A 25,908-nucleotide genomic window follows, 5' to 3' on the forward strand; every position below is an offset into this window, starting at 1 on the left:
TGTATCGTACGCTCTCAAGCGGCCAGATTAGTGATAATCTCCTCCGCTTCAGATACAAGGCTGCATATGATGATTAAGACAAGATTCGCACTGGCTGCGTTGATGGCGGCTCTGGCCGCCGCGCCAGCCGGCGCCGCTACCCACCACAAAGCCACACCGGCCAAGAAAAGCAACGCCAAGGCCAGCAGCAGTTCCAGCAAGGCCAAACACACCAGCAAATCCACCAAGGGCAAGGCTGCCGCCAAGTCGTCCGGCAAGGCCCGCGCTGGCGCAGCCGTTGCAGCAGCGGCCGCCGTGCCGGCGCTGAAGGTATCGTCCGAACGCTGGGCCGACCGCCAGTTCGACAACCTGAGCAACCAGTTCCTCAACGCGCTGTGGCGCATCGATTCGGAAAGCGCGATCTACGCCGGCAAGTACGATACCGCCGCCGTGCTGACCGTGCCGACCAAGGAAGAGCAAGCCAAGGAACTGGCCTTCATCGGCGACTGGCTGCAACGCTTTGGCGCCATCAAGGTAGCGCAACTGTCACCCAAGCAGCGTACCGATCTGGCGCTGCTGGTCAACAAGCTGGAAGGCGACCGCTGGCGCCTGACCACGCTGCGCGAGTGGGAGTGGAATCCGGCCAGCTACAACGTCGCCGGTCCGATCGACCTGGTGCTGAACACTGAATACGCGGCCCAGCCGCAGCGCCTGCGCACGCTGCTCAAGCGCATCGCCAGCATTCCGGCCTACTACGATGCGGCGCGCGCCAACATCGTCAATCCAACCCGTGAACATACGCGCCTGGCGATCGCCCAGGCGCCCGGCGTGCAGTCGCTGCTGACCGAGGTGAACAAGGTGGCGCAGGCGTCGATCCTGACGCCGGTGGAGAAGCAGCAGTACGCGCAGCGGATCGACGCCGCGCTGACGGCGGTCGACAACTACGTGGCCTTCCTGCAAGAGAAGGACAAGTTGATGGACACCAAGGGCCGTCGCACCTTCCGCCTCGGCAAGGAACTGTATGAGCAGAAGTTTGCCTACGACATTCAGTCCGGCAGCACGGCCGAGCAGACCTATCAGAAAGCGCTGGCGGCGCGCGAAGAACTGCTGGCGAATATGGATAAGCTGTCGGATGAGCTGTGGGACAAGACCATGGGCAGCACCGCCAAGCCGGCAGACCGCTTTGCCAAGATCGGCATGGTGATCGACAAGCTATCGGCCCGCCATGTGGCGCGCGAGGATTTCGTCAACGAGATCAAGCGCCAGATTCCGGCGTTGCAGGAATACGTGATCAGCCATAACCTGCTGACGCTGGACCCGAACAAGCAGCTGGAAGTACGCGCCACGCCGGCCTATGCGGCAGGTGTCGCCGGCGCCAGCATCGATGCGCCAGGACCGTATCGCCCGCAGGACCGCACCTTCTACAATGTCACGCCGCTGGATGGCGCCACGCCGGAAGCGGCCGAGAGCAGCCTGCGCGAGTACAACTACTGGATCTTGCAGATCCTGAATATCCACGAGGCGATTCCGGGCCATTACGCGCAGCTGGTGTATGCCAACCGTTCGCCATCGATCGTGAAGTCGATCTTCGGCAATGGCGCGATGGTGGAAGGCTGGGCGGTGTACGGCGAACGCATGATGCTGGAGTCCGGCTACGGCGACAATGCGCCGGAGATGTGGCTGATGTGGTCGAAGTGGAATCTGCGCAGCGTGACCAATACGATTCTCGATTACAGCGTGCATGTGCTGGGCATGACAGAAGAGCAGGCCATCGATCTGCTGACGCGCCAGGCGTTCCAGACGCGCAGCGAGGCGGTGGAGAAATGGCATCGGGTGCAGGTGTCGTCGGTGCAGCTGACCAGCTACTTCAGCGGCTACAGCGAGATCATGGAGTTGCGCGAGCAGCGCAAGCAGCAGCAGGGCGCCAGCTTCAACCTGAAGCAGTTCCACGAGCAATTCCTCAGCTACGGCAGCGCGCCGGTACGGGTGATCAAGGGATTGATGATGCAGTAGTCCTGCGTTCGCTCAAATAGATGGGCAGGTGATTCGATACGATGGGGAACGGCTGTGCGTCAGCCGTTTTCTGCTACGATCAAATCGGGGAGGTATCATGAATATGCCTATCAAATTCGACACCCTTGAATACACCAGAAGCCTGATTGAAGCCGGCATCCCGGCGGCGCAGGCCGAAGCACAAGCCCTGGCGCTCCGTCAGGCAATGGCGGAAGCAACCGTCTCGCCCAGCGAGATGGTGCTGCTGCGAACCGATATGATCGCGCGAATAGAAATGTTACGTGCGGATATCTATGCCAAGCTTGAAGCGCTGGAAGAACGCTTTAACGCTAAGCTTGACGATCTGAGGAAAGAATTCAACGCCAAGCTCGAGGCTCTGGAGCAGCGGTTTGATGCCAAGCTGGCAGCGCTGGAGCAACGTTTAAAAGCCAGATTCGTCACGATGTACTGGCTGTTCGGCGTGTCATTGACTTTGCATGCCGTCACGATCGGCATGCTGATGCGCTTGTTTGAACGGCTGCCTTAGATCAGGCTTTTTCTTCCGGCGCCGTCGACATGCGGACGAACAGCGGCGCCACCAGCAGGCCCAGCTCGAACAGCAGGCACATCGGAATGGCCAGCGAGAACATCGACACCGCATCCGGCGGCGTCACAATCGCCGCGATCACAAACGCGCCGACAATCGCATACGGACGAATCTCCTTCAGCTTGGCCACCGACACCAGGCCCATGCGCACCAGGATCACCACCACCACCGGCACCTCGAAGGTCGCGCCAAACGCCAGGCACATCGACATCACGAAATCCAGGTAGTTTTCAATATCCGGCGTGACCGCAATCGACTGCGGCGAAAACTCGGCAATGAACTGGAACACCCGGCCGAACACCAGGAAGTAGCAGAACGCCACGCCCGACATGAACAGCACCGACGACGAAATCACCAGCGGCGCAATCAGCCGCTTCTCATGCGCATACAGGCCCGGCGCCACAAACGCCCACAGCTGATATAGCACCCACGGCAGCGAAAGGATGATGGAAATCACCAGCGTCACCTTCATCGGCACCAGGAACGGCGAAATCACGCCGGTCGCAATCATCTTCGAGCCCACCGGCAGCGACCGGATCATCGGCTCGGCGATGATGTCGTAGATGTGCGAAGGGCCCGGCCAGATCATCAGCCCGATGCAGACCAGCGCAATGCCGATCGAGGCCTTGACCAAACGATCCCGCAGTTCGATCAGGTGAGAGATAAAGGTCTCTTCGCCCTGGGTAGGTGTAGTCATTTAATAGAAGGAGCTGTTGGTAGGGCCGCGTGGACGGAAGCGGGCCACCCGCGCCGCGCCCGAGGTCACGTGCTGCTTGCCGCCATTGCGCTGCTTGTACCAGTTGGGAATGGCCGAGTTGCGCACCAGCTTCTTGCGGCGGAACTCGCGCGCCTTGCGTGCCAGGTCGTCCGTGGTCACGCTGCCGAAGGCGTTCGTGCCGTACGACGCGTTATTGTCGGCAAACGACGTCGACTCCAGCGCCTGCGTATCACGGAAAGCATTCTCGACCTCCGTCATATTCTGCGCAATCGAGTTTTCCACATCCGTCTTGACGGCGTGGGCGGCGTCTTGCACTTCCTTTTGCAGGTTGCGCAATTCTTCCAGTTCGATTTCGCGCGTGACTTCCGACTTGACGTCGTTCAGGTAGCGCTGCGCGCGGCCATACAGCGTCCCGGCCATGCGCGCCACCTTGGGCAGCTTTTCGGGACCGATGACGACCAGCGCAATCACGCCGATGACAGCAAGTTTGGTAAGACCGAGATCGATCATAAGAAGGCGCTACTTACTTCTTCTCTTTCGCATCGACATCGATGGTGCCCGGGGCAACCGGCGTGGTCGGCTTCTCTTCGTCGCCCTTGACGCCATCCTTGAAGCCTTTAACGGCCTTGCCGATATCCGAACCCATATTGCCCAGTTTCTTGGTGCCGAACACCAGCATCACGATAACCAGAACGATCAGCCAGTGCCAAATGCTAAATGAACCCATCATATTCCCCTTGCGAAGCGCATGCGCTCCAGATTTATTCGTTGATTCCCAGAACTGCTGCGACAGTATACGCCAAGCATCAGTCTCTGAGGTAAATGTGGCCGTTTAGCGCTAAATCAACGCTGACCGCGCCATGGATGCGCGCCGCCGATCACATGCAGATGTAGATGGTACACCTCTTGACCACCATCCGGCCCACTGTTGATCAGCGTCTTGTAGCCAGCGGATGGTGTGCCGTCCGCATCATAGCCGACTGCGACACCGAATTCCTCTGCCAGTCGGGGGGCCAGCGCCAGCATTTTGCCCAGCAGCGCCGGTTCGCCGGCCGCTTCCTGCAGCGTGGCGTAATGTTTTTTCGGAATCACCAGCAGGTGCACCGGCGCGGCCGGGTTGATGTCTTTAAAAGCCAGCAACTCCTCGTCCTCATAGACGGTGGTCGAAGGAATTTTCTTTTCGGCTATTTTGCAAAAAATGCAGTTGTCCACGCGGGGGCTCCGGTTATTCTTTACGGGATGCTTTTTCCTCGATACCGGACACGCCTTCGCGGCGCGCCAGCTCATCGAGTACCTGCTGCGGCTTCAGATCGAACTGGGCCAGCAGCACCAGCGTATGGAACCACAAGTCGGCCACTTCGTACAGCACCTTGCCGCTGTCGGCGCCGGCGCGGGCGTCCTTGGCCGCCATCACGGTTTCGGTGGCTTCCTCGCCGATCTTCTTCAGAATGGCGTCGTCGCCCTTGGCGAACAGCTTGGAGGTGTAGGAGGTGGCGGGGTCGCCGCCGTTGGCCGGCTTGCGCGATTCGATCACGTCGGCCAGGCGGTCAAGAATGGTGCTCATTTGCCTGCCTTGTAAATATCGGATGGATCTTTCAGCACCGGCTCGGTGTTCTGCCAGTCGCCTTCGTGGGCATCGCCCTCGAACTTCTGGAAGAAGCACGAATGGCGGCCGGTATGGCAGGCGATGCCGCCGGCCTGCTCGATCTTCAGCAGGATCACGTCTTCGTCGCAGTCCAGCCGCACTTCCAGCACCTTCTGCACGTGGCCGGATTCTTCGCCCTTGTGCCACAGCTTCTTGCGCGAACGGCTCCAGTACACGGCTTCGCCCAGCTCGACCGTCTTGGCCAGCGCCTCGCGGTTCATCCAGGCGAACATCAGCACATCATTGCTGCCGGCCTCCTGGGCGATCACCGGCACCAGACCGTGTTCGTCCCACTTTACTTTTTTCAGCCAGGCTGCCTTCGGCTGGATCGGTGCATTCATCATGCCGCTCCATCCAGACGCATCGGAATGCCCTGCTGCGCCATGAAGCGCTTGGCTTCCTGCACCGAATATTGGCCGAAGTGGAAGATGCTGGCGGCCAGCACCGCATCGGCCTTGCCTAGCTTGATGCCGTCGGCCAGATCCTGCAGGCCGCCGACGCCGCCCGAGGCGATCACCGGAATGCCGACCGCGTCGGACACGCCGCGCGTCAGGCCGAGGTCGAAGCCGGACTTGGTGCCGTCCTTGTCCATGCTGGTCAGCAGGATTTCGCCGGCGCCCAGCTGTTCCATTTTCCTGGCCCACTCGATGGCGTCGATGCCGGTGGCCTTGCGGCCGCCATGCGTGAACACTTCCCACTTGCCGGGCGAGGTCTGCTTGGCGTCGATCGCCACCACGATGCACTGCGACCCGTGCTTCTGCGAGGCGTCGAACACCAGCTGCGGATTGGACACCGCCGACGAATTCATGCTGACCTTGTCGGCGCCGGCGTTCAGCAGGCGGCGCACATCGGCCACCTCGCGCACGCCGCCACCGACGGTCAGCGGAATGAACACCTGCGACGCCACCGCCTCGATGATGTCGAGGATCAGGCCACGGTTGTCGCTGGTGGCGGTGATGTCGAGGAAGGTCAGCTCATCGGCGCCCTGCTCGTCGTAGCGGCGGGCGATTTCCACCGGGTCGCCGGCATCGCGCAGCTCGGTGAAATTGACGCCTTTGACGACGCGGCCATCGGTCACGTCGAGGCAGGGGATGATGCGTTTAGCGAGCATTATTCTTCCGTGTCTTCTTCAATCAAGTCACCGCTCAACTCGTCGGCGCGCAGCTGAGCCGATTCCAGGTCGATGGTGCCTTCGTAAATCGAGCGGCCGCAGATCACGCCCTCGATGCCTTCGTCCTGCACCGCGCACAGCGCTTCGACGTCGGCCAGGTTGTGCAGGCCGCCGGAGGCGATCACCGGAATCTTGACGGCTTGCGCCAGCTTGACGGTGGCTTCGATATTGACGCCGCCCATCATGCCGTCGCGGCCGATGTCGGTGTAGATGATCGATTCCACGCCGTAGGCTTCGAACTTCTTGGCCAGGTCGATCACTTCGTGGCCGGACATCTTGCTCCAGCCGTCGGTGGCGACCTTGCCGTCCTTGGCGTCCAGGCCGACGATGATGTGGCCCGGGAAGGCGCCGCAGGCGTCATGCAGGAAGCCCGGTTCCTTGACCGCGGCGGTGCCGATGATCACGTAGGTGATGCCGGCGTCGAGGTAGCGTTCGATGGTATCGAGGTCGCGGATGCCGCCGCCCAGCTGCACCGGAATTTCTTCCAGGTCGTTTTCTTCCGCAAAGTCCTGCACCGCCGCCAGGATGGCCTTGATGGCGGCCTCGTTCTTCGGCTTGCCGGCGAAAGCGCCGTTCAGGTCGACCAGGTGCAGGCGGCGCGCGCCTTGCTTTAGCCAATGCAGGGCCATCTCGGCCGGATCTTCGGAAAATACGGTGGCGAGTTCCATATCACCTTGTTTCAGGCGAACGCAGTGACCGTCTTTGAGGTCGATGGCAGGAATAAGCAGCATGATGGTGTCAGTTAGATGAGAGAGTAGAAATCAAGGGTTCCAGTGAACAAAGTTCTTGTACAGCTGCAGTCCGGCTGCGGCGCTTTTCTCCGGGTGGAACTGGGTCGCAAAAATATTATCACGGGCGACGGCACAACTGAACGGCGCACCGTAGACTGTTTGGCCGACGGTGTGCGCTGCCTGCTCCGGCTGCGCGAAATAGCTGTGCACGAAATAGAAATACGCGTTGTCCGCAATATCCTGCCACATCGGATGAGACGCCGTTTGCGTCACTTGGTTCCAGCCCATTTGCGGCACCTTGAAGCGCGAGCCGTCTTCCTGGGTCTGGCCGTCGAGTTGGAAGCGCACCACCTTGCCGGGCAACAGGCCGAGGCCGGCGGCGTCGCCTTCCTCGCTGCCATCAAACAGCATTTGCTCGCCGATGCACACTCCCATCAGGGGGATGTTCTTCGACGCCTGCACCAATGCTTCCTGCACGCCGGACTCGCGCAGGCTGCGCATGCAGTCCGGCATGGCGCCCTGGCCGGGCAGCACGATGCGGTCGGCGCTCTGGATATCGGCCACCTCGCCCGAGATCAGCACATTGGCTTCTGGCGCCACCGCGCGCAGCGCTTGCGCGACCGAGCGCAGATTACCCATGCCGTAATCAACTACTACGATTTTTTTCATGGTGTCTTCTTACAGAGTGCCTTTGGTCGACGGGATGGTGCCGGCGGCGCGTGGATCGAGTTCCGACGCCATGCGCAGCGCGCGGCCAAATGCCTTGAAGACCGTCTCGCACTGGTGGTGGGCGTTGGTGCCGCGCAGGTTGTCGATATGCAGCGTGACCAGCGCATGATTGACGAAGCCGCGGAAGAATTCCAGCGTCAGGTCGACGTCAAAGGTGCCGATCATCGCGCGCGTGAACGGGATGTGATATTCGATGCCCGGGCGGCCGGAATAGTCCAGCACCACGCGCGACAGCGCTTCGTCCAGCGGCACATACGAGTGGCCGTAGCGGACGATGCCCTTGCGGTCGCCGATGGCCTTGGCCACCGCCATGCCCAGCGTGATGCCGACGTCTTCCACCGTGTGGTGGTTGTCGATATGGATGTCGCCGGTGGCTTCCACTTCCAGGTCGAACAGGCCGTGGCGGGCGATCTGGTCCAGCATGTGGTCGAGGAAGGGCACGCCGGTGTTCAGCTTCTGCTTGCCGGTGCCGTCCAGGTTGATGGAAACGCGGACTTGCGTCTCGTTGGTATTGCGGATGATTTCTGCGGTGCGGTTCATGAAAAGCTCGCGATGGTGTCAGGCTGCCTGCGATGCGGCGAAGGCATCGAGGAAGGTGGAATTTTCTTCCGGGGTGCTCACGGTGATCCGTAAACAATTGGTCAGCACACTGTGCATTTTACTCACATTTTTGACTAATACCTTGCGGGACAGTAGTTTCGCATAGGCATCGTCGGAATTCGGCACACGAATCAAGATAAAATTCGCCGCCGACGGGAAAACCTCGACACCGGGCAGACGGGCCAATGCAGCCATCAAATCGCCGCGTGCGGCGCGCAAATCGGCCGCCTGCTGGTTCAGCACCTCCAGGTGGTCGAGCGCGAATTCAGCCGCAACCTGGGTCAGCACATTGATGTTGTAAGGAGGCCGCACTTTGTCCAGTTCCGCCAGCAATCGCGGCGCCGCCGACAGGTAGCCGAGGCGGATGCCGGCCAGGCCCAGCTTCGACACGGTGCGCATCACCACCAGGTTCTCAAATTCCGGCAAGCGGTGCATAAAGGTCTGCTGCGCAAACGGCTCGTAGGCTTCATCGACGACTGCCAGGCCGAAACCATCCAATGCCTTGATGATGGCGACGATGTCGTCTTCGGCAAACAGGTTGCCGGTCGGGTTGTTAGGGTAGGACAGGAACACCAGCGACGGCTTGTGCTGTGCGATAGCGTCCAGCATGGCCGGCAGGTCGAGCGTCAGGTCGGCCTTGAGCGGCACGCCGACATAATCCATGCCAGCGAATTGCGTCGAGCGCTGGTACATCACGAACGACGGCGTCGGCGCCAGCGCGGTGGCGCGGCGGTCCTGCGTGGCGCAGGCCATGCAAAGGATCGAGATCAGTTCATCCGAGCCATTGCCGAGGATGACGTCATAGCCGGCCGGCACGCCCAGCTTGTCGACGATGCGCTGCTTGAGCGTGCTGTAGGAAGCCACCGGGTAGCGGTTCAGCGCCACGTCGGCCAGGCGCTGCGCCAGGTCGTCGCGCAGATGATGCGGCAGCTGGTAAGGGTTCTCCATCGCATCCAGCTTGATAAAGCCACTCGCATCGGCAACGTGGTAGCCGGCTGCGGCGCGCACGTCTGAGCGGATGGTGCTGTTAATCAGGGTGTCGATGGCGGACATCTTACTGGGGCTCCTATGAGTTGACGGTACTTCGGGGTTTCTTGGGTTTCTTCGGCGGCGGCGCCGGCACTTCGGGCATGGCCAGGCGTTCGGCGATAATCGCGCAGTAGTCCGGATTGAGCTCGAAGCCGACGAAATGGCGGCCGGTGCGCTTGGCCGCAATCGCCGTGGTGCCGCTGCCCATGAACAGGTCCAGCACCACGCCGTCCGGCGGGCAGGAGGCCTTGACCATGCGTTCGATGATTTCCAGCGGCTTCTGGGTCGGATGGTCGGCACGCTCGGGATGCTCACGGTGCAGGCGCGACACGCTCCACAAATCCTTCGGGTTGTAGCCCACTTCCAGCCACTTGGCGCCGATAAAGATGGAGCGCGAGCGGGCCTTCTTGGTGGCGGCGTCGTAGGGGATGCGCACCGCGTCCAGATCGAAGTAGTAGTCCTTGCGGCCGACGAAGAAGCCGATGGTGTCATGCACCGACGAGAAGCTGCGCACGCTGCCGCCCATCGACGGTACGCGGCGGTCCCAGATAATCTCGTTCATCATCGTCATGCGCTTTTTGAGCATAACGAAAATTTCCGGCGAAAACCGCCAGGTCAGGAAAATGTACAAGCTGCCGTTGGGCTTGAGCTTGGGCAGGGCGGCGTCGATCCACTGCTCGGTCCAGCGCAGGTATTCGTCCACCGTCTGCTGGTCCGAGGCATTGCCATAGTCCTTGCCGAGGTTATACGGCGGGTCGGTCAGTATCAGATCGATGGAACCATCCGGGATGCGCGCCAACCCGGCCAGCGCATCCTCGCAGAAAACCTGATTGATCCACGTATCTGTCATTACTTGATACGCAGTTCCGCGCTGCGGGCGTGCGCCTGCAGGCCTTCGCCGTACGCCAGTTCGGCCGCGACCTTGCCCAGCGTTTGCGCGCCGGCTTCGCTGACGTGAATGATCGACGAGCGTTTCTGGAAGTCGTACACGCCCAGCGGCGACGAGAAGCGCGCGGTGCGCGAGGTCGGCAGCACGTGGTTGGGACCGCAGCAGTAGTCGCCCAGCGACTCGGACGAGAAGCGGCCGAGGAACATGGCGCCGGCGTGGCGGATCTTGTCGGCCCATTGCTGCGGCTCGACGGCGGAGATTTCCAGGTGCTCGGCGGCGATGCTGTTGGCGATGGCGCAGGCTTCGTCCATGTCGCGCACCTTGATCAGCGCGCCGCGGTCGCCCAGCGAGGTGCGGATCACTTCCTGGCGCGGCATCGTCGGCAGCAGCTTGGCGATGCTGGCTTCCACCTTGGCGATGTAGTCGGCGTCTGGGCACAGCAGGATGGCTTGCGCCAGCTCGTCGTGCTCCGCCTGTGAGAACAGGTCCATCGCGACCCAGTCAGGATCGGTGGTGCCGTCGGCAACAATCAGGATTTCCGACGGACCGGCAATCATGTCGATGCCGACCACGCCGAACACGCGGCGCTTGGCCGAGGCCACGTAGGCATTGCCAGGGCCGACGATCTTGTCGACGGCCTGGATGGTTTCGGTGCCATGCGCCAGCGCGGCCACGGCTTGCGCGCCACCGATGGTGATCACGCGGGTGACGCCGGCAATCGCGGCGGCGGCCAGCACCATCTGGTTCTTCACGCCGTCCGGCGTTGGCACCACCATGATGATTTCTTCGACGCCGGCGACGTGCGCCGGGATCGCGTTCATCAGCACCGACGATGGGTAAGCGGCTTTACCGCCCGGGACGTAGATGCCGACGCGGTCCAGCGGCGTGACGCGCTGACCGAGTACCGTGCCATCCGGCTCGGTGTAGGTGAAGCCGTTCAGTTCCTGCTTCTGGCGTTCGTGGAACACGCGCACGCGGTGCGCGGCGACTTCCAGAGCCTTGCGCTGCGCGTCCGGAATCGCGGCCAGTGCGGCCTGCATTTCTTCCTGCGAGATTTCCAGCGCAGCCATGCTGGTGGCGCCGCCGTTCGGAATGCGGTCGAAGCGGTTGGTGTATTCGAGGACGGCGGCATCGCCGCGCTGTTTGACGTCGGCCAGAATGCCGGAGACGGCGCTCTCGATGGCGTCGTCCGTGCTGGCTTCAAACGCCAGCAGCGTGTCCAGACGCTGCTTGAAATCGGCCTGGCTGGAATCGAGCTTGGTAATCATGGCGTTCACTTGTTGGAGGCGCGTTCAAACGCTTCGAGAATAGGTTGCAGACGCTCGCGTTTCATCTTCAGCGCGGCCTGGTTGACGATCAGGCGCGACGAAATATCCATGATGGCCTCGACCTCTTTCAAGTCGTTGGCGCGCAGCGTGTTGCCGGTGCTGACCACGTCGACGATGGCGTCCGACAGGCCCACCAGCGGCGCCAGCTCCATCGAGCCATACAGCTTGATCAGATCGACGTGCACGCCCTTCTTGGCGAAGTGCGCGCGCGCCGTCTCGACGAATTTGGTGGCCACGCGCAGGCGCGCACCCTGGCGCACGGCGGTCTCGTAATCGAAACCATTGCGCACCGCGACCGACATGCGGCACTCGGCGATATGCAGGTCGATCGGCTGGTACAGGCCTTCGCCGCCGTGCTCCAGCAGCACATCCTTGCCGGCCACGCCGAAATCCGCCGCGCCATGCTGCACATAGGTCGGCACATCGGTGGCGCGCACGATCAGCACGCGCACGTTCGGGTCATTGGTCGGCAGGATCAGCTTGCGCGAAGTCTCCGGATTCTCGGTGACGGTGATGCCGGCTGCCGCCAGTAGCGGCAAGGTGTCCTCGAAAATACGGCCCTTCGACAGCGCAAGGATCAGCTGCTGGGAGTCGGCTTGAAAGGTACTCATGATGATTATTTGATTCGCTGGATGTTGGCGCCTACGGCGGAGAGTTTGACTTCCATCTGATCGTAGCCGCGGTCCAGGTGATAGATGCGGTCGATCAGCGTTTCACCGCGCGCGGCCAGGCCGGCGATCACCAGCGAAGCGGAGGCACGCAGGTCGGTCGCCATCACAGGCGCGCCAACCAGCTGTTCCACGCCTTTGATAAAGGCTGTGTTGCCATCGGTTTCAATTTGCGCGCCCAGGCGGTTCATCTCCTGGACGTGCATGAAGCGGTTTTCAAAAATGGTTTCCGTCACGCGGCTGGCGCCGTCGGCGATGGTGTTCACCGCCATGAACTGCGCCTGCATGTCGGTCGGGAAGCCAGGGTATTCGGTGGTGCGGAAGGTGACGGCGGTCGGACGCTTGTCCATCTGCGCGCGGATCCAGTTGTCGCCGATGGTCAGTTTCAGGCCGATCTCGCGCAGCTTGTCCAGCGCCGCATCCATGATGTCGACGCGGGTGTTGCGGATGGTGATGTCGCCACCGGTGGCGGCCACCGCGCACAGGAAGGTCGCCGCTTCGATGCGGTCTGAGACCACCGTGTGTTTGGCGCCGTGCAGTTCGGCCACGCCCTGGATCACCAGACGGTTGGTGCCGATGCCTTCGATCTTGGCGCCCATGGCTACCAGCAGATGCGCCAGGTCGGTCACTTCCGGCTCGCAGGCGGCGTTTTCCAGCACGGTCTCGCCTTCGGCCAGGGTCGCCGCCATCAGCAGGTTCTCGGTGCCGGTGACGGTGATCATGTCGGTGACGATGCGCGCGCCTTTCAGCTTGGCGCACTTGGCGTAAATGTAGCCGCCTTCGATGGTGATGTCGGCGCCCATCGCCTGCAGACCCTTGATGTGCTGGTCGACCGGACGCGAACCGATGTTGCAGCCGCCCGGCAGCGAGACCTTGGCTTCGCCGAAGCGCGCCAGCAGTGGGCCCAGCACCAGGATCGAGGCGCGCATGGTTTTCACCATTTCATACGGCGCTTCCAGCTTGGTGATGGCGCTGCCGTTGAGCGTGACCTTGTCGTTGTCCTGCGTGACTTTCAGGCCGGTTTCGCCCAGCAGCTTGAGGATGGTGGCGACGTCGTGCAGGTGCGGCACGTTGGACAATTCCAGATCGCCGGCGGTCAGCAGACCCGCGCACAGGATAGGCAGGGCGGCGTTCTTCGCGCCGGAGATCGTGATGTCACCTTGCAGGCGGTTACCGCCTTGAATCAGAAGCTTGTCCATGCTTATCCTTGGTATTCTTCAGGGGTGAGGGTTTTCATCGACAGCGCGTGGATTTCTTCGCGCATGCGGTCGCCCAGCGCGGCGTACACCAGCTGGTGGCGCTGGATCGGGCGCTTGCCGGCAAACGCCGGCGAGACGATCACCGCCTGGAAGTGCTGGCCGTCGCCTTCCACCTGGAGGTGGGTGCATTCGAGACCGGCCGAGATATAGCCGTGGATGAGTTCTGGAGTAGTAGGCATGATAGTCCTTGAATATTAGTGGCGCAGGCGGTAACCGCTGCGCAGCAAACGAATCGCCAGGAACGACAGCACCACCAGGAAGGCCGAAACAATGGCCAGGCTCACCAGCGGGCTGACGTCGGACTGGCCGAAGAAACCATAACGGAAGCCGTCGATCATGTAGAAGAACGGATTCAGGTGCGACACCGCCTGCCATACCGGCGGCAGCGAGTGGATCGAGTAGAACACGCCGGCCAGGAAGGTCAGCGGCACGATCAGGAAGTTCTGGAACGCCGCCAGCTGGTCGAACTTTTCAGCCCAGACGCCGGCGATCAGCCCCATGGTGCCGAGGATGGCGGCGCCCAGCAACGCAAACGCCAGGATCCACAGCGGCGCCGCGAACGACAGATGGGCAAACCAGGCGGTCACCAGGAACACGCCCAGGCCCACCATGATGCCGCGCACCATGGCGGCGATCACGTAGGCCGAGAAGATCTCCCAGTGCGACAAGGGCGTCAGCAGCACAAACACCAGGTTGCCGGTGATCTTGGACTGGATCAGCGACGACGAGGCGTTGGCGAAGGCGTTCTGCAGCACGCTCATCATCACCAGGCCCGGAATCAGGAACGAGGTGTAGTTGACGTCCTGGTACACGGTGACGCGGCCTTCCAGCACATGGCCGAAGATCATCAGGTACAGCATGGCGGTCAGGATCGGCGCGGCGATGGTTTGCGTGGCGACTTTCCAGAAACGCAGGATCTCCTTGAAGACCAGCGTACGGAATCCGGCGGAGAGGAAGTTCATACGGTACCTTTGTCCATGATCTGCAAGAAGATATCTTCCAGATCCGCTTGTTGCAGTTGCATGTCGTCGATGATGGCGCCCGATTCGCGCAGGCGCGCCAGGATTTGCTCGACTTCCGCATATTCATTGATGCGCAGGCTGTACTTCTTGCCGTGCTCGGACGCTTCCGGATGCGTGATCAGGTGGCGTAAATCGTCCGGCAGGTCGCCATGCTTCATGTTGACGATCAGCTGCGAGCCGGAGATGCGGCGGATCAGCGACGCCATGCTGTCCAGCGCCACCACCTGCCCCAGTTTGAGCATGGCGACCCGCTTGCACATGGCCTGCGCTTCTTCCAGATAGTGGGTGGTTAGCACCACGGTGTGGCCTTCGCGATTCAGGCGCGAGATGAACTTCCACAGCGTCTGGCGCAGTTCGACGTCGACACCGGCGGTCGGCTCATCGAGCACGATCACCGGCGGCTTGTGCACCAGCGCCTGCGCCACCAGCACGCGGCGCTTCATGCCGCCCGACAGCGCGCGCATATTGGTGTCGGCCTTGTTGGTCAGGTTGAGGTTGTGCATCACCTCGTCGATCCAGGCGTCGTTGTTTTTCAGGCCGAAGTAGCCTGATTGCAAACGCAGCGTCTCGCGCACGGTGAAGAACGGGTCGAACACCAGTTCCTGCGGCACCACGCCGAGCTTCTTGCGCGCTTCGCGGAAATCGCTGACCACGTCGTGGCCGTGGATCTTGACCGAACCGGCGTCTGGCCGGATCAGGCCGGCGATGATGGAAATCAGGGTGGTCTTGCCGGCGCCATTCGGCCCCAGCAGGCCAAAGAATTCGCCCTCTTCAATGCTGAGGGACACGCCGCCCAGTGCCTGGAGCGCCTTGTAGCGCTTCTCGACATTGCTAATTTGGATCGCTGTCATGCTTGACTTATCAATAAGGTTGCGGCGGCCGATGCGGCGCGCGCGAAGATGCTGCGGACGCCACAGCGCTGCGACTGTGGCAACGTTCAATTATAGGGGAAATTCAGTCGGTCCGAGCCGGACCGGGGTTTACTGCAGGCGGCGGGGTGGGGCGGAGGTCAATGATGATGGTGGTTGGCCGAGTCGGCGGCCACGGCGGTCTTCTTGGCGAAGACCGTCTCCGGCGCCTTCACAGGCGCAAATTCATCGTGCGCCGGGTTGCGCGCCAGTGTCGGATCCTGCTCCAGCGGGACGTCCGGCGGGAACAGCAGCGAGCACACGCCGTACAGCTTGGTCAGGCTTTGCAGCGCCGGCGGCAGGTTTTTCAGTTCCAGCTTGATGCCGGCGTCGTGCGCGGCGCGCTGCCATGCCAGCATCACCGACACCGACACCGAATCCACCGTCAACACATGGCGCAGGTCGAACGCGGTCTGGCCGGCCTTGATGGCGGCATAGCCACGCTGCAACGCCGCAGTGGCGTTGAGCACGGTCAGGGACGTGAGCGATTGCAGGTTGTCGATGGGATCGGTAACGGCGTTCATGGCGTCAGCTTATTTTTTTGGTGCAGCAGTGTTGAGGGGCTTGGCGGCCAGCGACTTGTTCTTCTCGGTCAGCGCCTTGATCAGGCCGTCGATGCCACCCTTCGAGATTTCCGAAGCGAAAGTGCCTTTGTAGGTCTCGACCAGCCACGCGCCCAGCACGTTGATGTCGTAGATCTTCCAGCCGTTCGGGCCCTTGGCGACGCGGTAGTTCAGCGGAATCGGTTCGCCACGGGCCTGGTTGACCTGCGAGCGCACTTCAACGTCGGTATCGGCCGGGTCAGCGCGCAGCGGCTTGAACTCAACGGTCTGGTCCTTCACCTGCGACAGCGCACCGGAGTAGGTGTACACCAGCAACTGGCGGAACTGCTCGGTCAGCGCTTTCTGCTGGTCCGGGCTGGCGTCGCGCCAGAAGCGGCCCGAGGCCAGCGAGGTCATGCGCTGGAAGTCGACGTACGGCAGGATCTTGGTTTCCACCAGGTCGATGACTTTTTTGGTGTCGCCGGCCTGGATGGCCTTGTCGCTCTTAGCGGTGTTGAGCACGTCCGAGCTGATGCGTTTGACCAGCGCGTCCGGCGCTTCGTCAGCAGCGTGGGCGGCGTTGAACGCCAATGCAACGGTAGCCAGAGCGATAAATTGTTTGATGAAGTTCATTGTCTATGCCTTATGAGTGGTTCTTCAGGTCACTGGCTGTCAGGTTTTGCAGCCGGTGTGCCGGAGTTTAACTCTTTTGCCGCCGGTTCGGATGACACGGGGGCAGAAGTTTCAGCAGTATCATCTTTTTCCACTTTACGTGGCGCATAGTCGGCATCCGGATGAATCTGGCTCTCGCGGCGCTGCAGATAACCGTCGCGCAGGAACTCGTAGCGGTCCAGCGACGCGGCTTCCAGCAGGGTCGAGGCGTCCAGCAGGCCGGCGCGGGTGTCGACCACGCGCAGCACGGCGCCCATGTTACGCACATTGGTCGGATCCTTGTAGCGCCAGATGTCGCCGGCGAAATCGGCCGGCAGCGCCACCGTGTCACGCACGGTGGACGGTCCCAGCAGCGGCAGCACCAGGTACGGACCGGAACTCACGCCCCATACGCCCAGCGTCTGGCCAAAGTCTTCCTTGTGCTTCGGCAGACCGGCTTCCGAGGCGATGTCGAACAGGCCGAGGATACCCAGCGTCGAGTTCAGCGCGAAGCGGGTGACGTCGGTCATGCCGGCTTCGCCGTTACCTTGCAAGAACTGATTGACGGCGGTCCAGGCATCGCCCAGATTGCCGAAGAAGTTGCCCACGCCGGTCTGCACAAAGCTCGGGGTGATGTTTTTATAGCCGGTGGCCACTGGTTTCAGCGCATATTCGTCAACTTTATCGTTGAAATTGAACATGGCGCGGTTGTAGCCTTCGTACGGATCGCGCGGATTCGGGCCGGCGCAACCGGCCACCAGCATGGTGACGCCCAGCGCCAGCGCAACCTGACGGAATTGTTTTACGGTACGGCTCATTATTTATTGTCCTTTCCTTCGGCAGCCTTGCTATAGATGAACTGATTGATCAGGTCTTCCAGCACGGTTGCCGATTGGGTCCGGGCGATCTTGTCGCCGGCCACCAGATTGTTAGTATCGCCACCGGCATCAATGCCGACATATTGTTCGCCCAGCAGGCCGGCCGTCAAAATCTTCGCCGAGCTATCCTTAGGGAATTTGTAATTCTCTTCCATATTTAAGGTTACCAGCGCCTGATAGCTCTTGTCATCAAACTTGATCTCTCCCACACGGCCGACCACCACGCCGGCGGCCTTGACCGCTGCTTGCGGACGCAGGCTGCCGATATTGTCGAATTTGGCGCTGATGGCGTAGGTTTTGCCCCAGGACAGCGAACTGGTATTGCCGGCCTTGAGCGCCAGGAACATCAATGCGGCCACGCCGATGACGATAAACAGACCGACCCAGACATCCAGAGATTTACGTTGCATAATTATTCCTCAGTTCTAATCTTTTTATTTGCTAAACATCAGCGCCGTCATCATGAAGTCCAGCCACCAGATCATCAGCGACGAGATCACGACGGTGCGGGTGGTGGCGCGCGCCACATCTTCCGGCGTCGGCTGCGCTTCGTAGCCCTGGTACAGGGCGATGAAGGTGATCGCCACGCCAAACACCACGCTCTTGGCAAAGCCGTTAATAATATCTTTCCAGAAGTCGACCCCGCCCTGCATCTGCGACCAGAAGGCGCCGTCGTCGACGCCGATCAGCTGCACGCCGACCAGCCAGCCGCCCAGCACGCCGACGGCGCTGAACATCGACGCCAGCAGCGGTACCGACAGCGCGCCGGCCCAGAAACGCGGCGCCAGCACGCGCTGGATCGGATTGACGGCCATCATTTCCATGGCGGACAGTTGCTCGCCGGCCTTCATCAGGCCGATTTCGGCGGTCAGCGAGGTGCCGGCGCGGCCTGCGAACAGCAGCGCGGTGATGACCGGGCCCAGTTCACGGGTCAGGCCCAGCGCCACCAGCAGGCCCAGCGATTGCTCAGCACCGTATTTATTCAGCGTGTAATAACCCTGCAGGCCGAGCACCATGCCGACGAACAGGCCGGACAGGGTGATGATCAGCACCGAATAATTGCCGATGAAATGCAGCTGCTCGATTACCAGCCCCGGCCGGCGCAACAAGCCGGGCGACACGCCCAGCATATTGGCGAAGGTACGGAAACCATAGCCGATGCTTTCCACATAGTCGCGCAGCGGCGCGCCCAGGCGGGACAACCAATTCTTTACACTCATACATGCACTCCCAGGCCCAGATCGTCGGCCAGGGACTTGCCTGGATAGTGGAACGGCACCGGGCCGTCGGCTTCTGCGTTGACGAACTGCTTCACATACGGATCGGTGGACACGCTCATTTCAGCCGGCGTGCCATGCGCAACAATTTTGCCCTGCGACAGGAAATACACATAGTCGGCAATGGCAAAGCTTTCCTTGACGTCGTGCGACACCAGGATGGTGGTCGAGCCCAGCGCCGTGTTCAGGTTGCGAATCAGGTTGGCGGTGACGCCCATCGAGATCGGATCCAGGCCGGCGAACGGCTCGTCATACATAATCAGTTCCGGGTCCAGCGCGATCGAACGCGCGAGCGCCACGCGGCGCGCCATGCCGCCGGAGATTTCACCCGGTTTCAGCTTGGCGGCGTTGCGCAGGCCCACGGCTTGCAACTTCATCAACACCAGGTTGCGGATCAGCTCTTCCGGCAGGTCGGTATGCTCGCGCAGCGGGAAGGCGACGTTCTCGAACACGGTCAGGTCGGTAAACAGTGCGCCGTGCTGGAACAGCATGCCCATCTTGCGGCGCAATAGGTACAGGCCGGCGGTATTGAGCTTGTGCACCACCTGGCCCTGCACCTTGACCTGGCCGCGCTGCGGGCGCAACTGGCCGCCGATCAGGCGCAACACGGTGGTCTTGCCACTGCCGGAGCCGCCCATGATTGCAACCACCTTCCCGCGCGGGAAGTCCATGTTCAAGCCGGTCAGGATCGCGCGCTTGCCATAGGAAAAGTGTAAATCACGGATTTCGACTAGATTTGGCACGACTGAACTCATTTTTTGGAATGGCCGTATTGTAGTGCAGAAACGTCAATCTCTGCTGAGGGCCCCTCCGGAGCGGGGCAAAAAGTCGGATAACAATACAGATAATACAACACTACTGAACCCAAAGTCAGCAATTTACACCGGGAACGAAATGTTACATTCAGTACAGTCTTACATAAAAAAACCGGACACGGTCGGGGATCGCCCGTCCGTATCCGGCAGAGAATCAGGCCGAACCTGATTACCGCGTCAGGGATTACCGCGGCAACTCGGAACTGCCCATCAGGAACTCATCGACCGCGCGCGCGCACTGGCGGCCTTCGCGGATCGCCCACACCACCAGCGACTGGCCACGGCGCATGTCGCCGGCGGCAAAGACTTTGGCTGCGGAAGTTTTGTAGCAGCCCTCACCATCGGTGCTGGCCTTGGCGTTGCCGCGTGCATCTTTGTCCACTGCGAACGCATCCAGGATGGTGGCGACCGGCGACACGAAGCCCATGGCCAGGAACACCAGATCGGCTTTCATTTCGAATTCCGAGTTCGGCACTTCCGCCATCTTGCCGTCTTTCCACTCGACGCGGCAGGCGATCAGCTTCTCGACCTTGCCGCCCTTGCCCTCCAGGCGCTTGGTGGCCACCGCCCAGTCGCGCTCGCAACCCTCTTCGTGCGACGACGAAGTGCGCAGCTTGGTCGGCCAGTATGGCCAGACCAGCGGCTTGTTTTCTTGTTCCGGCGGCATCGGCATCAGTTCAAACTGGGTCACCGACGCGGCGCCGTGGCGGTTGGAGGTGCCGACACAGTCGGAACCGGTATCGCCGCCGCCGATCACCACCACGTGCTTGCCGGTGGCCTTGATCTGGTCTTTCACCTTGTCGCCGGCGTTAACCTTGTTTTGCTGCGGCAGGAAATCCATGGCGAAATGCACGCCTTTCAGCTCACGGCCCGGCACCGGCAGGTCGCGCGGCGATTCGGAACCACCGGCCAGCACCACGGCGTCGAAGTCTTTTTGCAGGTCTTCCGGGAAAATGGTTTCCTTGGCCCAGTTATTGACGTTGGCCGGGAAGTCTTTGCCGATCAGCACGCTGGTGCGGAAGGTCACGCCTTCGGCTTCCATCTGCTTGACGCGACGGTCGATGTGCGACTTTTCCATCTTGAAGTCGGGAATGCCGTAGCGCAGCAGGCCGCCGACGCGGTCGGCTTTTTCAAACACGGTGACGGCGTGGCCGGCGCGCGCCAGCTGCTGGGCGGCGGCCAGGCCGGCAGGACCGGAACCGACCACGGCGACTTTCTTGCCGGTCTGCTTGCTTGGCGGCTGAGGGACGACCCAGCCGTGTTCCCAGCCCTCGTCGATGATCTTGTGCTCGATAGACTTGATGCCGACCGGATCTTCGCTGATGCCCAGGGTACAGGCCGATTCGCACGGCGCCGGGCAGATGCGGCCGGTGAATTCCGGGAAGTTGTTGGTCGAATGCAGCGTGTCCAGCGCTTCGCGGTAGTTGCCGCGATAGACCAGATCGTTCCAGTCCGGAATGATGTTGTTGACCGGGCAGCCGTTGTTGCAGAACGGGATGCCGCAGTCCATGCAGCGCGCGCCCTGGATCTTGGCTTGCTCGTTAGTCAGCGGAATGACGAACTCCGCGTAGTTTTTCAGGCGCGTTGCTGGCGGCAGATAGCTTTCTTCCTGACGCTGGAATTCCATGAAGCCGGTGATTTTACCCACGATATTTTTCCTTCGTAATCTTGTGACGCTGGCTTAAGCAGCAACTGGTTGCACGACTGCGGCTTCGTTCGCCACATCCTCGGCCATTTCGGCCAGGGCGCGTTTGTATTCGCTCGGGAATACCTTGACGAACTTGCCGCGACTATCGGCCCAGTTGTCCAGCAACAGGCGCGCGCGCGTGCTGCCGGTGTGCTTGAAGTGACGCTCGATCAAACGCTTCAGGATCACTTCGTCGGCCTCGCGGCCGTGGTCTTTATGCTGCACGTGGAAGGTGGCGCTGTCGATCGACTGTTCCTTGGTGCTGAGCACGCGCTCCAGCGTCACCATCGAGGTGTTGCAGCGCGATTCGAAATCGCCGTCCGGATCGTAGACGTAGGCGATACCGCCCGACATGCCGGCCGCAAAGTTACGGCCGGTATGGCCCAGCACCACCACGGTGCCGCCGGTCATGTATTCGCAACCGTGGTCGCCGGTGCCTTCGACGATGGTGGTGGCGCCCGAGTTACGCACAGCGAAACGTTCGCCGGCCACGCCGTTGAAGAAGGCCTCGCCGGCAATCGCGCCGTACAGCACGGTATTGCCGATGATGATGTTGTTGACCGCCCAGCCACGGAACTCAGTGTTAGGACGCACGATGATGCGGCCGCCCGACAAGCCCTTGCCGACGTAATCGTTGCCCTCACCGACCAGGTCGATGGTGATGCCGTGCGCCAGGAAGGCGCAGGCCGACTGGCCCGCCGTGCCTTGCAGCTGGATATGGATGGTGTCATCCGGCAGGCCGGCGTGACCGTAGCGCTTGGCCACTTCGCCCGACAGCATGGTGCCGACGGTGCGGTTCAAGTTCTTCACCGGCGAGATGAAGGACACGCGCTCGCCTTTTTCCAGCGCTGCTTTCGCCTGAGCGATCAGCTTGTGATCCAGCGCCTTGTCCAGGCCGTGGTCCTGATCCATGGTGTGATAGATCGAATGACCGTCCTGCACTGGCGGCTGGTAGAAGATGTTGCTGAAGTCCAGGCCCTGCGCCTTCCAGTGCGAGATGGCTTTCGACTTGTCCAGCAGATCGACGCGGCCGATCAGCTCGTCATAGGTGCGGATACCCAGCTGGGCCATCAGCTGACGCGCTTCTTCGGCCACGAAGAAGAAGTAGTTGACCACATACTCAGGCTTGCCCGAGAACTTGGCGCGCAATACCGGATCTTGCGTGGCGACGCCGACCGGGCAGGTGTTCAAATGGCATTTGCGCATCATGATGCAGCCCTCGACCACCAGCGGCGCGGTGGCGAAGCCGATTTCATCGGCGCCCAGCATGGCGGCGATGACGACGTCGCGGCCGGTACGCATCTGGCCGTCGGCCTGCACACGAATCCGGCTGCGCAGACCGTTCAGCACCAGCGTTTGCTGGGTTTCAGCCAGGCCCAGCTCCCAAGGGGTGCCGGCGTGCTTGACCGACGACAGCGGCGAGGCACCGGTGCCGCCGTCATGGCCGGCGACCACCACGTGGTCGGCCTTGGCCTTGGTGACGCCGGCGGCGACAGTGCCGATACCCACTTCCGACACCAGCTTGACCGAGATCGAAGCGCGCGGATTTGCGTTCTTCAGATCGTGGATCAGCTGCGCCAGATCTTCAATCGAATAAATATCGTGGTGCGGCGGCGGCGAAATCAGACCCACGCCCGGTACCGAGAAGCGCAGCGTGGCGATGTATTCCGACACCTTGTGGCCCGGCAGCTGGCCGCCTTCGCCCGGTTTGGCGCCCTGCGCCATCTTGATCTGGATCTGATCGGCCGAGTTCAGGTAAGCCGCAGTCACGCCGAAACGGCCCGACGCTACCTGCTTGATGCGCGAACGCAGCGAGTCGCCCTCTTGCAGCGGAATATCGACCACCATCTGCTCGGCGCCCATGACCGACGCCATGGTCTCGCCCTGCTTGATCTTGATGCCTTTCAGTTCCATGGTGTAGCGCGATGGATCTTCGCCACCTTCACCGGTGTTGGACTTGCCGCCGATGCGGTTCATGGCGACCGCCAGCGTGGCGTGGGCTTCGGTCGAAATCGAACCCATCGACATCGCGCCGGTGGCGAAGCGCTTGACGATCTCTTTCGCCGGCTCGACTTCGTCCAGCGGAATCGCCTTGCTCGGATCGATCTTGAACTCGAACAGGCCGCGCAAGGTCAGGTGACGCTTGCTCTGGTCATTGATGATCTGCGCGTACTCTTTATAGCTGGAGAAATTGTTGGCGCGGGTCGAGTGTTGCAGCTTGGCGATCGCGTCCGGCGTCCACAGGTGGTCCTCACCACGCACGCGGAAGGCGTACTCACCGCCGGCGTCCAGGTGGTTGGCCAGCACCGGATCGTCGCCGAAGGCCAGGTTGTGCAGGCGCAGCGCTTCTTCCGCCACTTCAAACACGCCGATGCCTTCCACGTTGGACGAGGTGCCCTTGAAGTATTTGTCGACCAACGACTTGTTGAGGCCGACCGCTTCAAAGATCTGCGCACCGCAGTACGACATATAGGTCGAGATGCCCATCTTGGACATGACCTTCATCAGGCCTTTGCCGACCGCCTTGGTGAAGTTGTAGACGGCTTTCTCCGCCGACATATCGCCCGGCATGCCGGCCGCCATTTCGGCCAGGGTTTCCATCGCCAGGTACGGGTGGATCGCTTCCGCGCCGTAGCCGGCCAGCAGCGCGAAGTGGTGAGTCTCGCGGGCCGAGCCGGTTTCCACCACCAGGCCGGTCGAGGCGCGCAGGCCTTTGCTGACCAGGTGCTGGTGAATGGTCGAGGTGGCCAACAGCGCCGGGATGGCAACGCGGTCCGGGCCGACCGAACGGTCCGACACGATCAGGATGTTGTGGCCGGACTTGACCGCATCCACGGCTTCCGCGCACAGCGATGCCAGGCAGGCTTCGACGCCTTCCTTGCCCCAGGCGAGCGGGTAGCAAATGTTCAGCTCGTAAGCCTTGAACTTGCCGCCGGTATGCAGGGTGATGTTGCGCAGGCGCTCCATATCGTCGAAGCCCAGGATAGGCTGGGACACTTCGAGGCGCATCGGCGGGTTGACGTTGTTGGTGTCCAGCAGGTTAGGCTTGGGGCCGATGAACGACACCAGCGACATCACCATCGCTTCGCGGATCGGGTCGATCGGCGGGTTGGTCACCTGGGCGAACAGCTGCTTGAAGTACGAGTACAGCGGCTTGAGCTTGTTGGACATGACGGCCAGCGGCGAGTCGTTGCCCATCGAGCCGGTGGCTTCTTCGCCGGCGGCGGCCATTGGCGCCATCAGGAATTTCAGGTCTTCCTGGGTGTAGCCGAAGGCTTGCTGGCGGTCCAGCAGCGACGGCACGGCTTTTTCGCCCGGCGCCTGCTTGTCCTTGGCGCGGTTGTGCGCCAGCTGGCTTTCGCTCAGCTTGATTTCGTTGAGCTTGATGCGCACCGCGTTGATCCAGGCCTTGTATGGCTTGGCGTTGGCGTAGGTGTCTTTCAGCTCTTTATCGTCGACGATGCGGCCGGCTTCCAGGTCGATCAGGAACATCTTGCCTGGTTGCAGACGCCATTTCTGGATGATTTTCGACTCTGGAATCGGCAGCACGCCAGATTCCGAGGCCATTACCACCAGGTCGTCGTCGGTCACGATGTAGCGGGCCGGACGCAAGCCGTTGCGGTCCAGCGTGCCGCCGATGTAACGGCCGTCGGTGAAGGCCATGGCGGCCGGGCCGTCCCATGGTTCCATCATGGCGGCATGATATTCGTAGAACGCACGGCGATTGTCGTCCATCGTGCCGTGATTTTCCCAGGCTTCCGGGATCATCATCATCATCGCCTGGGCCAGCGGATAGCCTGCCATCAACAGCAGCTCCAGCGCGTTATCGAAGCAGGCGGTGTCCGACTGGCCTTCATAGATCAGCGGGAACAGCTTTTGCAGGTCGTCGCCCAGCACGGCCGACTTCATCACGCCTTCGCGCGCGCGCATCCAGTTGAAGTTGCCTTTGACGGTGTTGATCTCGCCGTTGTGGGCGATCAGGCGGTACGGGTGGGCCAGCGGCCATTCCGGGAAGGTGTTGGTCGAGAAACGCTGGTGCACCAGCGCCAGCGCCGAGATGCAGCGCGCATCCTGCAAGTCTTTGTAGTAGACGCCGACCTGGTCGGCCAGCAGCAGGCCCTTGTAGACGATGGTGCGGGCCGACAGCGAGGCCACGAAGAATTCTTTGCCGTGGATCAGTTTCAGCGCCTGGATGGCGTGGCCGGACGATTTGCGGATCACGTACAGTTTGCGTTCCAGCGCGTCGGTCACCATGATGTCGGCGCCGCGGCCGATGAAGATCTGGCGGATCACCGGCTCTTTGGTGCGCACGGTCGGCGACATCGGCATGTCGGTATCGACCGGCACGTTGCGCCAGCCCAGCACGACCTGGCCTTCGGCGCGCACCGCGCGTTCGATTTCCTGTTCGCAGGCGATGCGCGACGCGTTTTCCTTCGGCAGGAACACCATGCCGACGCCGTACTCGCCTGGCGGCGGCAGTTCCACGCCTTGCTTGGCCATTTCGTCACGGTAGTACTGGTCCGGAATCTGGATCAGGATACCGGCGCCGTCGCCCATCAGCGGGTCCGCACCGACCGCGCCCCGGTGATCGAGGTTCTTCAAGATCAGCAGACCCTGTTCCACAATCGAGTGACTCTTATTGCCCTTGATGTGGGCGACGAAACCGACGCCGCAGGCGTCATGTTCGTTGGACGGATCGTACAGACCTTGTGCTTCCATGGCTAAACTCCAAAACTGATTGGCTTGAGGGACAAGATTAGTGCAACGCAGCGTAAACCTCAAG

28 protein-coding genes are annotated in these 25,908 nt (G+C 61.6%); 2 read left to right on the top strand and 26 right to left on the bottom strand.

Annotated elements, in window-relative coordinates; genetic code table 11:
• The first annotated feature begins 69 nt into the window (after positions 1-69).
• Both HH213_RS10275 and HH213_RS10280 read left to right on the top strand, forming a co-directional pair.
• Complete coding sequence (locus tag HH213_RS10275; RefSeq protein ID WP_169115089.1) at positions 70-1,992, top strand: DUF885 domain-containing protein; 1,923 nt, start codon at positions 70-72, stop codon at positions 1,990-1,992.
• Positions 1,993-2,089: 97 nt separating this feature from the next.
• Positions 2,090-2,518: a hypothetical protein gene (locus HH213_RS10280; RefSeq protein WP_169112192.1), complete on the top strand. Its 429-nt coding sequence runs from the start codon at positions 2,090-2,092 to the stop codon at positions 2,516-2,518.
• A gap of 1 nt (position 2,519) precedes the next feature.
• Here HH213_RS10280 and tatC read toward each other — a convergent pair whose 3' ends face one another.
• From tatC to HH213_RS10410, 26 genes are all read right to left on the bottom strand, one after another.
• Positions 2,520-3,275 carry a twin-arginine translocase subunit TatC gene (tatC, locus tag HH213_RS10285; protein WP_110845877.1) on the bottom strand — a complete coding sequence of 252 codons (756 nt, stop codon included), beginning with the start codon at positions 3,273-3,275 and terminating at the stop codon, positions 2,520-2,522.
• Positions 3,276-3,806 carry a Sec-independent protein translocase protein TatB gene (gene tatB, locus HH213_RS10290; RefSeq protein WP_169112193.1) on the bottom strand — a complete coding sequence of 177 codons (531 nt, stop codon included), beginning with the start codon at positions 3,804-3,806 and terminating at the stop codon, positions 3,276-3,278.
• Positions 3,807-3,819: 13 nt separating this feature from the next.
• Positions 3,820-4,023 (bottom strand): Sec-independent protein translocase subunit TatA, encoded by a 204-nt coding sequence (tatA, locus tag HH213_RS10295; RefSeq protein ID WP_169115091.1) that lies wholly within the window; start codon positions 4,021-4,023, stop codon positions 3,820-3,822.
• Positions 4,024-4,139: 116 nt separating this feature from the next.
• A complete protein-coding gene (locus HH213_RS10300; RefSeq protein WP_110845879.1) occupies positions 4,140-4,508 on the bottom strand; it encodes a histidine triad nucleotide-binding protein in 369 nt (122 codons plus the stop codon).
• A 13-nt stretch (positions 4,509-4,521) separates the two neighbouring features.
• Positions 4,522-4,860: a phosphoribosyl-ATP diphosphatase gene (locus tag HH213_RS10305; RefSeq protein WP_110845880.1), complete on the bottom strand. Its 339-nt coding sequence runs from the start codon at positions 4,858-4,860 to the stop codon at positions 4,522-4,524.
• Positions 4,857-5,282 (bottom strand): phosphoribosyl-AMP cyclohydrolase, encoded by a 426-nt coding sequence (gene hisI / locus HH213_RS10310; protein WP_169115093.1) that lies wholly within the window; start codon positions 5,280-5,282, stop codon positions 4,857-4,859. Before hisI ends, HH213_RS10305 begins: the two co-directional genes overlap by 4 nt.
• Positions 5,282-6,052, bottom strand: coding sequence for an imidazole glycerol phosphate synthase subunit HisF (hisF, locus tag HH213_RS10315; RefSeq protein WP_169112194.1), 771 nt, complete (start codon positions 6,050-6,052; stop codon positions 5,282-5,284). Before hisF ends, hisI begins: the two co-directional genes overlap by 1 nt.
• Complete coding sequence (gene hisA / locus HH213_RS10320; RefSeq protein WP_110845883.1) at positions 6,052-6,843, bottom strand: 1-(5-phosphoribosyl)-5-[(5-phosphoribosylamino)methylideneamino]imidazole-4-carboxamide isomerase; 792 nt, start codon at positions 6,841-6,843, stop codon at positions 6,052-6,054. Before hisA ends, hisF begins: the two co-directional genes overlap by 1 nt.
• Before the next feature lie 30 nt (positions 6,844-6,873).
• Positions 6,874-7,512: an imidazole glycerol phosphate synthase subunit HisH gene (hisH, locus tag HH213_RS10325; protein WP_110845884.1), complete on the bottom strand. Its 639-nt coding sequence runs from the start codon at positions 7,510-7,512 to the stop codon at positions 6,874-6,876.
• Positions 7,513-7,521: 9 nt separating this feature from the next.
• Complete coding sequence (gene hisB / locus HH213_RS10330; protein WP_090190670.1) at positions 7,522-8,112, bottom strand: imidazoleglycerol-phosphate dehydratase HisB; 591 nt, start codon at positions 8,110-8,112, stop codon at positions 7,522-7,524.
• 18 nt (positions 8,113-8,130) lie between these two features.
• On the bottom strand, positions 8,131-9,225 hold the full coding sequence (gene hisC, locus HH213_RS10335) for a histidinol-phosphate transaminase (protein ID WP_169112195.1): 1,095 nt from the start codon (positions 9,223-9,225) through the stop codon (positions 8,131-8,133).
• Positions 9,226-9,238: 13 nt separating this feature from the next.
• Entirely contained in the window at positions 9,239-10,051 is an 813-nt protein-coding gene (locus tag HH213_RS10340) for a DNA-methyltransferase (protein ID WP_110845886.1), read from the bottom strand.
• Positions 10,051-11,358, bottom strand: coding sequence for a histidinol dehydrogenase (gene hisD, locus HH213_RS10345; protein ID WP_371875698.1), 1,308 nt, complete (start codon positions 11,356-11,358; stop codon positions 10,051-10,053). Before hisD ends, HH213_RS10340 begins: the two co-directional genes overlap by 1 nt.
• A 5-nt stretch (positions 11,359-11,363) precedes the next feature.
• On the bottom strand, positions 11,364-12,029 hold the full coding sequence (gene hisG / locus HH213_RS10350; protein WP_169112197.1) for an ATP phosphoribosyltransferase: 666 nt from the start codon (positions 12,027-12,029) through the stop codon (positions 11,364-11,366).
• A gap of 5 nt (positions 12,030-12,034) precedes the next feature.
• Positions 12,035-13,285 carry a UDP-N-acetylglucosamine 1-carboxyvinyltransferase gene (murA, locus tag HH213_RS10355; protein ID WP_169112198.1) on the bottom strand — a complete coding sequence of 417 codons (1,251 nt, stop codon included), beginning with the start codon at positions 13,283-13,285 and terminating at the stop codon, positions 12,035-12,037.
• A gap of 2 nt (positions 13,286-13,287) precedes the next feature.
• On the bottom strand, positions 13,288-13,524 hold the full coding sequence (locus tag HH213_RS10360) for a BolA family protein (protein ID WP_110845890.1): 237 nt from the start codon (positions 13,522-13,524) through the stop codon (positions 13,288-13,290).
• A 15-nt stretch (positions 13,525-13,539) separates the two neighbouring features.
• Positions 13,540-14,307 carry an ABC transporter permease gene (locus tag HH213_RS10365; protein ID WP_161055143.1) on the bottom strand — a complete coding sequence of 256 codons (768 nt, stop codon included), beginning with the start codon at positions 14,305-14,307 and terminating at the stop codon, positions 13,540-13,542.
• Complete coding sequence (locus tag HH213_RS10370) at positions 14,304-15,218, bottom strand: ABC transporter ATP-binding protein (protein ID WP_161043072.1); 915 nt, start codon at positions 15,216-15,218, stop codon at positions 14,304-14,306. Before HH213_RS10370 ends, HH213_RS10365 begins: the two co-directional genes overlap by 4 nt.
• A 158-nt stretch (positions 15,219-15,376) precedes the next feature.
• Positions 15,377-15,799, bottom strand: coding sequence for an STAS domain-containing protein (locus tag HH213_RS10375; protein ID WP_110845893.1), 423 nt, complete (start codon positions 15,797-15,799; stop codon positions 15,377-15,379).
• A 9-nt stretch (positions 15,800-15,808) separates the two neighbouring features.
• Positions 15,809-16,450 carry an MlaC/ttg2D family ABC transporter substrate-binding protein gene (locus tag HH213_RS10380; protein WP_110845894.1) on the bottom strand — a complete coding sequence of 214 codons (642 nt, stop codon included), beginning with the start codon at positions 16,448-16,450 and terminating at the stop codon, positions 15,809-15,811.
• A gap of 29 nt (positions 16,451-16,479) precedes the next feature.
• Positions 16,480-17,286 carry an MlaA family lipoprotein gene (locus HH213_RS10385; protein WP_110845895.1) on the bottom strand — a complete coding sequence of 269 codons (807 nt, stop codon included), beginning with the start codon at positions 17,284-17,286 and terminating at the stop codon, positions 16,480-16,482.
• Positions 17,286-17,756 carry an outer membrane lipid asymmetry maintenance protein MlaD gene (mlaD, locus tag HH213_RS10390; protein ID WP_110845896.1) on the bottom strand — a complete coding sequence of 157 codons (471 nt, stop codon included), beginning with the start codon at positions 17,754-17,756 and terminating at the stop codon, positions 17,286-17,288. Before mlaD ends, HH213_RS10385 begins: the two co-directional genes overlap by 1 nt.
• Before the next feature lie 24 nt (positions 17,757-17,780).
• Complete coding sequence (gene mlaE, locus HH213_RS10395; RefSeq protein WP_110845897.1) at positions 17,781-18,566, bottom strand: lipid asymmetry maintenance ABC transporter permease subunit MlaE; 786 nt, start codon at positions 18,564-18,566, stop codon at positions 17,781-17,783.
• Entirely contained in the window at positions 18,563-19,366 is an 804-nt protein-coding gene (locus tag HH213_RS10400) for an ABC transporter ATP-binding protein (RefSeq protein ID WP_110845898.1), read from the bottom strand. The genes mlaE and HH213_RS10400 overlap by 4 nt, the downstream gene beginning before the upstream one ends.
• Positions 19,367-19,622: 256 nt before the next feature.
• Positions 19,623-21,086 (bottom strand): glutamate synthase subunit beta, encoded by a 1,464-nt coding sequence (locus HH213_RS10405; RefSeq protein ID WP_169112199.1) that lies wholly within the window; start codon positions 21,084-21,086, stop codon positions 19,623-19,625.
• A 33-nt stretch (positions 21,087-21,119) separates the two neighbouring features.
• On the bottom strand, positions 21,120-25,844 hold the full coding sequence (locus tag HH213_RS10410; RefSeq protein ID WP_169112200.1) for a glutamate synthase-related protein: 4,725 nt from the start codon (positions 25,842-25,844) through the stop codon (positions 21,120-21,122).
• Between the last annotated feature and the right edge of the window lie 64 nt (positions 25,845-25,908).

It is taken from the genome of Duganella dendranthematis (assembly GCF_012849375.1).
Taxonomy (GTDB): Bacteria; Pseudomonadota; Gammaproteobacteria; order Burkholderiales; family Burkholderiaceae_D; genus Rugamonas; species Rugamonas dendranthematis.